The organism is Erwinia sp. B116 (genome assembly GCF_002865965.1).
Taxonomy (GTDB): domain Bacteria; phylum Pseudomonadota; class Gammaproteobacteria; order Enterobacterales; family Enterobacteriaceae; genus Erwinia.
This window is the reverse complement of the sequence record NZ_JRZZ01000050.1, coordinates 1-11,004: the sequence shown is the minus strand read 5'-3', so window position 1 is coordinate 11,004 and position 11,004 is coordinate 1. Positions and strand designations below refer to the sequence as shown.

At 58.7% G+C, this 11,004-nt stretch carries 8 protein-coding genes; all 8 read right to left on the bottom strand.

Annotated elements, in window-relative coordinates:
- The coding region (locus tag NV64_RS20710) for a methyl-accepting chemotaxis protein (protein ID WP_101506676.1) at nt 1-1,523 on the bottom strand (1,523 nt) is incomplete at its 3' end.
- 173 nt (nt 1,524-1,696) lie between these two features.
- Complete coding sequence (tssJ, locus tag NV64_RS20705; RefSeq protein WP_101506672.1) at nt 1,697-2,242, bottom strand: type VI secretion system lipoprotein TssJ; 546 nt, start codon at nt 2,240-2,242, stop codon at nt 1,697-1,699.
- Nucleotides 2,220-3,305 (bottom strand): type VI secretion system baseplate subunit TssG, encoded by a 1,086-nt coding sequence (gene tssG / locus NV64_RS20700; RefSeq protein WP_101506671.1) that lies wholly within the window; start codon nt 3,303-3,305, stop codon nt 2,220-2,222. The genes tssJ and tssG overlap by 23 nt, the downstream gene beginning before the upstream one ends.
- A complete protein-coding gene (gene tssF, locus NV64_RS20695) occupies nt 3,269-5,023 on the bottom strand; it encodes a type VI secretion system baseplate subunit TssF (protein WP_101506670.1) in 1,755 nt (584 codons plus the stop codon). The genes tssG and tssF overlap by 37 nt, the downstream gene beginning before the upstream one ends.
- Before the next feature lie 127 nt (nt 5,024-5,150).
- Entirely contained in the window at nt 5,151-8,579 is a 3,429-nt protein-coding gene (locus NV64_RS20690) for an ImcF-related family protein (protein WP_101506669.1), read from the bottom strand.
- Complete coding sequence (locus tag NV64_RS20685; RefSeq protein ID WP_233209059.1) at nt 8,576-9,616, bottom strand: hypothetical protein; 1,041 nt, start codon at nt 9,614-9,616, stop codon at nt 8,576-8,578. The genes NV64_RS20690 and NV64_RS20685 overlap by 4 nt, the downstream gene beginning before the upstream one ends.
- A gap of 323 nt (nt 9,617-9,939) precedes the next feature.
- Nucleotides 9,940-10,215 carry a PAAR domain-containing protein gene (locus tag NV64_RS20680; RefSeq protein ID WP_101506667.1) on the bottom strand — a complete coding sequence of 92 codons (276 nt, stop codon included), beginning with the start codon at nt 10,213-10,215 and terminating at the stop codon, nt 9,940-9,942.
- 261 nt (nt 10,216-10,476) lie between these two features.
- The coding region (locus tag NV64_RS20675; protein ID WP_255410338.1) for a T6SS immunity protein Tli4 family protein at nt 10,477-11,004 on the bottom strand (528 nt) is incomplete at its 5' end.

The following is an 11,004-nucleotide window of genomic DNA, read 5'->3' as shown; positions in this document are numbered from 1 at the left end:
AGGCGGCTGGCCTGGTCTTCCAGCGACGCCGCGGCAGAGGCGGACTCCTCCACCAGCGAGGCGTTCTGCTGGGTTACGCGGTCCATCTCGGTCACCGCGGTGCCCACCTGGTCGATGCCGCGGCTCTGCTCGTCGGAGGCCGAAGCGATCTCGCCCATAATATCGGTGACGCGGGTCACCGCGTTGACGATATCATTCATGGTTTCACCCGCGCTCTCCACCAGCACCGAGCCGGTATCCACGCGCGCCACCGAGTCTTCGATCAGCCCCTTAATCTCTTTCGCCGCCTGGGCGCTGCGCTGCGCCAGGTTACGCACTTCGCCGGCCACCACCGCAAAACCACGGCCCTGCTCGCCGGCGCGCGCCGCTTCCACCGCCGCGTTCAGCGCCAGAATGTTGGTCTGGAAGGCGATACCGTCGATCACGCTGGTGATATCGGCGATCTTCTTCGAGCTGCCGGCGATGTCGTTCATGGTCTTCACCACGCCGTCCACCACCCGGCCGCCCTTCTGCGCGGTTTCCGAGGCGTTTTTCGCCAGCACCGACGCCTGGCGGGCGTTATCGGCGTTCTGCTTTACGGTGGCTGTCAGCTGCTCCATGCTGGCGGCGGTCTGCTCCAGCGAGGCGGCCTGCTGTTCGGTACGCGCCGACAGGTCGTTATTACCGGCGGCGATTTCGCTGGCGCCGGTGTAGATGGCGTCCGACCCGTCGCGCACCACGCTGACGGTTTTCACCAGCTCCTGCTGCATATGCTCCAGGCTGGCGGCCAGCTGGGCCATCTCATTGCGGCCCTCAACCGGGATCGGCTGGGTCAGATCGCCGCTGGCGATGCGGCGAATATGGGCAATGCTGGCGTTCAGCGGCGTCAGCAGAATATGACGGATGCCGCGCCATACCATGGCAATCGCCAGCAGCGACACCAGCAGCACGCCGGCCAGCACCCAGATCGCCTGATGATAGGATTCGAGGTTGTGTTCGGCCCCGGCCGCCGCCTGGGCATCGTTGCGATCCAGCCAGCTGCGCAGCGCCTTAGCAAAACCGTCCTGATAGCCGGTGGTCGGCTGGTCGAAGAACTCGTTGATCTTGCCGGCGTTCATCAGCGCGATCAGCTCGTTCAGCGCGCCGCTGAAGATTTTATAGTTCTGCTGGATCGCCAGCACGTTTTCGGCGCTCTTCCCCTGCTCGCTCAGCAGCCCGTTCCAATCCGTGAAGTTTTTATCCGCCTCTTTCAGCTGACCCTGAGCCATCGTCACCAGCTCGGCCACGGTGCTGCCGCTGCCCATATTGTTGGCATCGAGCATATAGCGGATACCGGCACGGTTAAGGGTGTTACGCGCCTGAATCAGCGCCACCCAGGATTCGTTCAGCGCCGACTGCTGCAGCCGCAGCTGCTGCGACACGGCAAAATTGTCTTTATCGCCCTTCAGGGCCTGGAAAAACAGCCCACCGGTGATTAACTGCAAAGCACCAAAAAACACCAATACCAGAATCAGTGTGGTGACAACCTTCATACGCTTAAACATGCGGTTCCTTATTGCCTGAATGAGAAGACATGGCCCATCCTGATTAGCGGGCTCCCGCCGCTGTTATCGGCAGCCTGAGGCCGATCTTTATGCTGCATCCGGAGATAAAAGACAGCATTTAACACTCCAGAATGCGCCAGCGTTGAGCACAAAAAAGGCTGACCACGGCGGCATTACCGATCCTTAAGCGGCAACAGGGTCAGGCTGTTTTCACTCGCTTCGAGCACGCGCGCGGTGTCAGGGTCCAGCGCTTCGCGATCCAGCACCTGCTTCCAGCCGTTGTCTGTCAGATCCGGCTGGCGGAACAGCCCCACCACCGCCACGAACCGTGCCTGCGGCTCCATCGGCATATTCAGGCTGACCGCACCGCCGGGTGTCAGCACCACGTCACGGCTGGCGGGCAGATCCTCAGCCAACAGCGTATCGCCGCCGGTCGCCAGCTGCGGGTAAACCAGCCTGTCAAAGGCCCTGCGATCTTTAAGCTGATAAACACGTATTACCACGGACTGCGGGCGGGTATGGCTTTCACGCGTGTCGGTATTCAGCGCTTCACGGGCGATAAAATCGAGGTGCAGCACCTTGATTTTTTTACAGAACACGGCGGACACGGCAGATCGGGTGCCATCGGCGACGCTCTGCGTCAGCCCACAGCCGTTCAGGGTCACGGCCAGCAACGGCAACAGCCAGCGGGCAAAGTTAGTCAAAGAGATAGTTAACACGCTGATTTCCTTTTACGTATGGGGTCGGTTGCAGGCCGCGATAGCTGCCCGGCTCCGTGGTAAACGTCTGTGGAACGTCGGCCGGGACGTTTTTCCCTTCCACGCCCAGCACGCCGCTCATCCCCAGCCGGAACGGGGCATCGCCGAGGGGCACCACCGCCAGCAGCGCGGTGCTGACGGTCAGGCGGATTGTTGCTTTAAAGCGCCAGCCGAGATACACCCGCAGCATGATCATAAAGTCCTGATACAGCTGGCCGTCCGGCATCCAGCCCTGCGCTTCACTTTCGCTGTCGGTGATCAGCTCAATCAGCAGCTGGCTGCTGGTCTCCATCACTTCATCGCCCAGCGGCGTGCTGCCATCCAGCAAAAAATCTTCATCGCCGTAAAAACCGGTCGGCCGGCTGATGGCAACCGGGCGCAGGCAGTACGGGCTGACCCGCGCCCGCGTCTCCGGGGCCAGCAGGCGCACCAGTGCCTGCACGCCCTCCTGGGTTTTCGCCGGCTGGCGCAGCACGCCCAGCAGCGCCAGAAAGCGCGACACCGGCGTGGCGATATGGCTGGCGGTACCGGGAATACCCAGGCCGACCAGCCCGAGCAGCGACCGGGAGATGCTGTCCGTGCCGCCACGCTCGAAGGTGGCCGGATAAGAGTATTTCCGCCAGATGCGGTAAAACTGCGTCAGGATGCGATGGCTGAAGATATCGAGAAAAGCCTGCAGCGCCTCGTGCCCTTCCCGCCGCTGGCTGATGTCGTTGAGGTAAGCCGTCGGCAGCGGCGAGTCGACCCCGTACATCCCCATAAAGGTGGTGCGCACTTTCGGGGCTTCCGTGGCGTCGTCCCCGCTGTATTCAACGCTTTTCAGCTCGCTGGCGGGAAAGCCCATCCCCGGCCACGGCGTGAGGCGCACCGCATCGTCCTGCGGGTGGCTGGTGCTGCCGAGCGGCGGCCGGTCAGGGTGCTGTTTTTCCAGCAGCTGGCAGAAGCGGTAAAAATTCATCCGCGTCAGCTCCGCTTCCATGCGCGGACTCAGCCGGGAATACGGCGGTTGTGTTTCTCTTGCCATTCCAGGCGCTCTCCGGTGGGTTGCAGGATGATAATCAGGCGATTAAACAGATAGATATCGGTATACAGGGCAAAAAAGTGGCTGAGCATCTCGCCGAACAGGCAGATATCGCCATGCCCGGCAAAGCCGTGGCCGTCGAGCGTCACTTCAATCTGTACGCCGCGCAGCAGGTAGCCCTGCTCAAAACGCTCGGTTTCGCTGTGGCTGACATTGAGGATCGCTTCAAGACGACGGCGGTTCATCTCGCTGTCGGTCCACTCGTACAGCGCCAGGGTGCCGCGCAGCACGTCGGCATTGTCCATCATTGACAGGAAGTTGCTGCCAAGGTGGCTGAGCACGCGCCAGTGGAAGCGGTCACGGTTCGGCGGATAACAGGGCAGCGTCGGTGCGCAGAGGTTGCGCACCGTGACGCGGCTCGGGCTGGTTTTTGTCGCGGTATCCAGCAGCGTGCTTTGCAGGGCGCGGCGCGGCAGCTGGCCGTTAGTGCCGGTCAGCGTCAGCGACAGGCTCTCGTCGCCCGGCACCGTATGATTATCAAAGGCTTCACCACCGGGGATCAGCCAGGTGTTATGCAGCCCGGAGGCCCCGCGCCGCACGCGGGTATGGTAGTAATATTCCGGTGCCTCGTGGCGCATCATGCCGCCCTTGTGGCGAAAGCTGGAGAACGGCACCCAGCTGTGATTGCCGGAGGAGCTCACCGCATCAACGGAATAAATTTCGGTATGCCCGTCCTCCACGCGCATCGGACGCAGCAGATATTCCGTCTGCAGCGAGTTCAGCGTCAGCGGATCGGACTCCAGCGGAAAAAGGTTAACCACCGGCGCGCAGTGCAGCCGCAGGTGCTTACCGTTGAAGGTGAAGTCGTGCTCCCAGCGCTGCGCCAGCACCACGTCGATTTCAAACCAGGGTAATCCGGCAGGCAGCGATACGCTCTCCAGCCCGCGCAGGCCGGTGAACATAAACTTCTCGCGGAAGGTGAAATACTCCAGCAGCAGCTGATAACCGCTGAAGCTGCTGTCGCCTTTGGGCCACAGCCGGTCATCTTCAGCAAAGCCGAGAGCGGTAAAGCGCGCATCCAGCGGGCGGCGATCCGGGTCCCCCGGCAGGCGTAGCCAGATGCCGGCGGTATTTAAGGTGAACGCTTCATGCATCGCACAGGCCAGCGGTGCATCGGCATTGAAGTAGAACGGGATCAGGCTTAGATCCGCGCGGCTCCAGTCGGCCAGGCTGCTGCAGATAAAGCGCAGGCGCACCACCGAACGGCCGTCCGGGTCGGTGGAGAGTGTGGCCTGCTCCAGCGCCAGCGGTTGCAGGCTGATTTCCCGGGTGGTGGTATAGCGACAGCGGGTCGCCTTCTCGCCAATCGGGCGCGAGAGCACTTCAAACCCTTTTGCGAGAGGCATCGGTTCTTTCATTTCGCGCCAGTCCGGGCTGAATTCCACCACCGACATCGACGGAATGGTGCGCAGGTAGTGCGGCCACAGCAGCGTGACCAGCCCTTCCGTCAGCTCCGGCAGGTCGTCGTCCAGCTTCTCGCGCAGGCGGCCCATCATAAAGGCAAAGCCTTCGAACAGGCGCTCAACGAACGGGTCGCGCGCGCCCGATTTATCCAGATTCAGCGCTGCCGCCCGATCCGGGTGGGCGCGGGCAAACTCTTCACCGGCTTCAAGCAGGTAGCGCATTTCAGCATCGTAATAACGCAGGGTTAAGTCGTCCATATTTAATAAGACCTGAGTAAGTGGTGCATCATGGGGTTAGACGAAACAGGAACGCAGCACGTGTCACATCTGGGGAGGTAAAGCCGCTCAACAGCGCGGCAGGCGGTGACTAAGTTTTGTAAGGTTGTCATTCAGATCCTCCATCCGTGGCGGGTATCTCATTATCGTTGCCCGACAATACCCGGGCCGCCTGCGCGGCATCCACGCTGAATATTTCCGGCGGCAGCTGAAAGTTACGCAGCTGCAGCAGCTGTAGCGGGCCGCTGCCCAGCTGCGAGCGCAGCACCCACTGCAGAGTGCTGCCATCCGGGGCGCTGAAGCGCATCATCCACCGGCTGCGGTCAAGCTGCTGACGTGTGCCCTGCTCCAGCCAGCGAATTAAGCCCCAGCTGCCGTTCCAGTCGCCAAACAGCCGCGCCCCGGCGCGCGCGGTGCTCCAGGTCAGCATCGTCCCCGGTTTAAAGGTGTCCCCCGGCCAGCGGAAGGTCTGCCACTGCGCCATCTGGTTGAAATACTTGAGCTGCTGGCCGTCGATGGTCAGCTGCGTCTGCACCACGCCAGGCACCGGCCGCGCCTGCAGCTCAAAGCTGATGCCCTGGCTGCCATCGGTGAACAGCACGTCCGACAACTGGCTCAGCTGGTCCACCGCCTTCAGGAACGCCGGATTAAAGGTCAGCCCCTGACTGCTGGTGAGGTCCGGCACCCACCGGCTGCCTTCTTTATGCAGCACGCCGCCCAGCTCCGCGTTCAGGAAGCGCTCAATGCGCCCGCTATCGCGGCGGATAAATTCGGCCAGCATCGGCAGCGAGGCGTCATTATTGCTGGCGGCAAACGGGTAGCGCCCGTCAAACGCGCCGTGCCACAGCGCCACCACCGATCGCGCCCATTTGTCGTTCAGGCTGGCGGCAGACGGCTGCAGCACCGTCTCCCACGCCCGGGTCAGCGGCCGGACGAACAGCGTCTGGCCGAAGCCGCTCCACTCCTCGCCGAGGCTGGCGGCCATCAGGCTGCCGTACTGGCGGGTGTCGGTCAGGTCGACGCTTTTGCCCTTAAACACCGTCTGCGCCAGGGTCTGCATCCTCTCCTGCGGATCCGGGCTGGCCGCCACCTGCTGCAGGCGCAGGCGCACGCGGGTGATGCGCGTCAGGTACGTCTGCAGGCTCAGGCTGTCATCGCCCGCAAGGGCGCTGGCGGTTTTGTTACGGCCCGTCAGCGCCAGCAGCGGCCCAAAGGTCGCGTCAAGCGGCCCCTGAGGACCGGCGGCGCGCGGGTCGATAAGCGGTTTTTTGCTGCTGCCTGCCAGCGCCTTCGCCGATTTGATCAGCGAGTCCGACAGCGCTTCACTCTGCTGCCCGGTCTCTCCCTGCCACACCAGGGTATTCATCAGCGCAATCAGCGGCGACTGGCGCACGTCGCTCATCAGCGTCAGCTGGTCGGTGACGGCGGCAATGCTGGCTGCCGGGGTCAGACGCAGGCTGTTAAGGAAGTTAAGCCAGCTGCCGGCAAAGTCGGTGAAATAACGCTGCGTCAGGCGTTCCTTCAGTGCTTCCGGCGACAGGCTGGCTTTGATGCTCTGGCGGCTGTCGCTCAGCACCCAGTCAATCTCATCGCGGCGCGACCTCGCCGCGTTGTCTATCGCCTGCTGCACGCCGCCTTCCCACGCCTGGCGGGTAAACATGCCGGGCACCACTTCCTGCGTAGTGAACAGCCTGCGGGCGTCAGTGCCGCCGGTCATCTCCTCCAGCGTGACGTCGGCAAAATTGCGGCGCACCGACTTCAACATGTTCTCATACAGGGTGCTTTCGGCATTGCGCTGCCCAATCTGCAGCAGCAGCACCTGGCGGCTCTGGCTGACCCGCTGCGGATCCGGGGTGATTTTCCACTGCGGCTGGTACGGCAGCTCGCTGATGTAAAACGCCCACAGGTCCGGCGTCAGGCTCTGCCACAGGCCGGGGGAGATGCCCGCGCGCTCCGGCTGCACCTTCTTCATCACCTGCGCATAGAACGCACCGTCAGCCTTATCCGGGCGCGCCATCATCAGCCAGGCCTTCAGCTGGTCGTAGGCAGACTTTGCCCGTTCCGCACGCAGCGGACTGCCTGGCGGCAGCGCCGCCAGTGTGGTCAGCTGCTGCTGCAGCGCGGCGCTGGCCGGGTCGCGCAGCAGGCGGTTATTCGCCACGCCGTACCACGGCATCATCGCCGCCAGCAGCTGTTCATGATGGTCAAGTCCAAAGCGCTGATACCAGGGCGCGCCGTTATGATGCCAGCGCCTGAGCCGCCCGGCCTCGTTACGCAGCGCATGCAGGCCGGTCAGCTGCCGGTCTGACACCTCTGGCGTCTGCACCAGGGCGCGGGCTTTCTGCGCCACGCTGACAATCTGCTGGCGGTTGAGCGCAAAGGAGAGCAGCAGCCCCGCGCCCCACGCGCCGATAAGGGTCATCAGCCCCCAGGCCAGCGTCTGCTGCCAGGGCATACCAATGCGGCGGCCGCGCAGCCGGATGCAGTCGTTCACCACTCCCTGCCAGCTGGCGGGCAGCGTCAGGGCATGGCGCGGCAGCGCACCGTCAGAGGATGCCGCCGCGCCGTTCTCCGCCAGGCTGAACATCAGGCCGCGCAGGAAAATACGCTGCTGTGCGGCGTACAGCCACGGCGTCAGCCGGGTCTGCCAGCGCCCGCACCCGCCCTGCTCAAGCCGCTGCCCGAGGCGCAGCAAAAAATCATGCGACTGATTCTGCGCAATCTGCGCCATGCCCAGCTCGCGCAGCGGCAGCAGCAGGCCGTTGAGCTGTAAGGTGATATCCTGCGGCTGCGCACGCGGCGGAAACGTCGCCCCCACCGCCTGCTCAGCGCGTCCGGCCTGCGACCAGTCGCTGCTGCACAGCTGCCACAGCCACACCGGCGGCTGGTAACCCAGCAGCGTGCCGAGCGCTTCCAGCGCGCGCAGATCGCGATCGCTCTGCTGCGGGGTCAGGCTCTGCCCGCTGGCCAGCACGCGGATAACGCCGTCCAGCGGACGGCCACGACGCAGCCTGCGCAGCGCGGCAAATTTTTCAGCATCCGGCGCGGCGCTAAGAGTGCCGCCATCAATCAGCACGGTGCGCGCCCCTTCCAGCCACTGATTTTCCTGCAGGCCGGGAAGCAGGGCTTCGCGGGCGGCGTCATCACCGACCACCAGCAGCAGACGCACTTTGTAGCGCCAGAACGGGTGGTAGCGGGTGCGGAGGTGTTTTTTAAGCGGATCAAAATACCGATTTCTTTCGGAGGTGTTGGCAGATGTAGATTTGATCGCTTCGCCAGCGATTTGTGGTTTGAAAACTGCCTGGTTTTTTCTTTGTTTCCAATCCCACCACGGTGGTGAAACAATCAACCCTAAAAGTAAAATGGAAAATACCCCGCCCCACACGGTCCAAACTGTATGAGGTGATATTCCCTTAATTGTTAGTGCATCCTGATTGACATACAACAATAAAAAACTTATCGCGGCCAGGCCAGTAAGCAGGAGGAAGTACCCCCATACCCCATAGCGCGCACTAATCCTTCTTAAATGTTCCTTCATGCGTAAAGCTCCCGGGTAATAAGACAGAGCGCCCCTGTTTTTTGTGGCGTCTGACAGATAAGAAGCTGGTCCCTGCCGGTTTTCTTCGCGGCTGCAACCATCATAACTAAGGAAAGTGGTAAAGCCATCTCTCCTGGTGGACCAAAGGAAAAGTCAACAGAGTGTAATGGCCTGCCTTCTGGTAATACCCACTGGTTATCTGCGGCATATTTCACAATTTCCGCAGCCGTTTCTTCTGAATTACCAGAGAGCCAAATGTATTCAGGCTTTCGTTTGTCATGCAATTGATAAGTAAAAAACATATCCAGATCGCTGGTGAGTTTTCCCGGCTCCAGCGGCATCATCCGAGTCAGTCCGGCCATCACCGGCATCGCCTGCTGAAGGGCAAAAGCAGGTGAGGCGATCAGCTGGGCTGAGACAAACTCGCTGGCTTCTCCTTGTGCAGCTACCGGCCAGTCCTGCAAACAGATCAGCAGAATCAACCCATCCGTGGTATTTGAATCAAAGAGGGACTGGACAGGTTCGATGGAGTTAAAGATGACAGGAACCAAATCCCATTGTTGAAAAATGGCTTCATTGCTCTTTTTGTCGAATTTCCCGGCAGCCTGGAAAACGTAAATAGAGTGCAGCGAATAACGATAATGTGGATGTTGTTGCTCAAGCTTCAGGTCTGCATCACTCATTAATGTAGAATAGTCATACCGGTAGCCGAATAGCGGACGGGCTTTTACAGGGTATGCAGGGACATTATTAAATTCTCCCAGCAGCACCTCCATCCCTTTTTCTTCAGGGGAAAACAACACATTCCCGACCACTGCAAGTTGCCGACGACTCCAACGCTGCCACTCAGCTTTAGTCCGCTCTTTTTCATCATCCCAGCTTAAGCTGGCAGCAGCGGACTGTTCATAGCGATTAATCACCGTACCAAACAAGCAAAGCCAAAGTAAAAAGGCAGGCAGTAGGCCATATAACAACACGTCAAAGTATTCTGTTGCTTTCCAGATCCATAAGCTGGAACAGATTCCGGTGGTTAACATAAAGATCAATACAACAATCCATAACCAGAATTTTGGTCTGGGTAATGGTTGCCTGTCTGGTATGTCAGGTAAAGGCCACGCCATAATATAAATACCCCCACTTTGCTGTTAAATTCACAATGCGAAAAAAAAGTTATCTTTCTGTCACATCAACAATTTCAATCAGACCGCAAGATGCTTGTCAGCCATCAGGTGAATGATGCAGGGGTCAATATCTAAGATCACCCCTTTATTCTTTTATCCTTGTCTGAAAAAACAAACTTCCCGACAGCACTCCTTACCTGTTCAATAAAATATTCATATGCTTCATCTAACTGGCCTGTTCATTTACAATAACAGTCCTGAACAGAAGGGATAAATCGTGCACAGCATGGACAGGAACTGAAACTTTCAAATGAGCCAGCTAATTTACCCCCTTCATCAAGCACCTCCCCAACACCCATCACTATTTTATATATACCGGGATATTTACCACATGTAACCCTGTCTCCTTCTCTTGCAGCAGCAATGCCATCCCATAAAAAAGTCATATCACCCGTGAGGATCTTCCCACCACAGGTGCTGCTATCACCGATTCTCAAAAAATACCCTTCGCTCATTAGGTTACCTTATTTAAAAGGCGTAAACGGCAAATCAATTTCAATCCAAAAAAAGGCTCCATCACCTGTCTTACATACCCTTCAGGCAACAAGGAGGCAATGCGATTAGTTGAATTCCGAAATCATAAAAGCAAATATAATCTCTACGCTCATGAAAGATAAAATCGCAAGTTGTCAGACATGTTTCACTAAGACACAATAACCATAATATTTATCACACCTCTCATGGAAAATAGCGCACCTTAAAAACCTTACCGCCTGCTATTTATAGCGTAATGAATTAACCAGCCGGTCCCAGATTTCTATCATCTGCGCTTCGCTGTAGCGCGTTTTCGATCCTTCATTGGCTATACCCATGGTTAACCAGGGTCTGGCTGGTGTGGCATCGGCTTCATTAGCATAAAGAGTAAAATCATAGGAAGGAGTAATGATATTTCCTCCTGCCTCTGAGTTGCTGATGGTTTGCGTTCCGCCTGACAACCAGGCCTGTGAGAGTATGCCACCCGATGAAAGCTTATATTTTTTTATCGTGTATTGGTTGTCTAAGCTAAGAAACTTTTCAATTTCATCACTGCGATTAAACAGGGTATCACTTGAACCTGCATAGGTATTATTTGTAAACACACCGAATACAAAATCATCAGTTTTATAACTGAACGTTACTTTTTCCCTGTGCGTTATACCCTCATCCCTGATAAATCCGTTCGGAATGCACACCCCTTTCTCTTTCGGGATTTCCTCATCCTTTCTGCCACTTAAGCGCGAGATCAACGATTGCAGCGCGGCCAG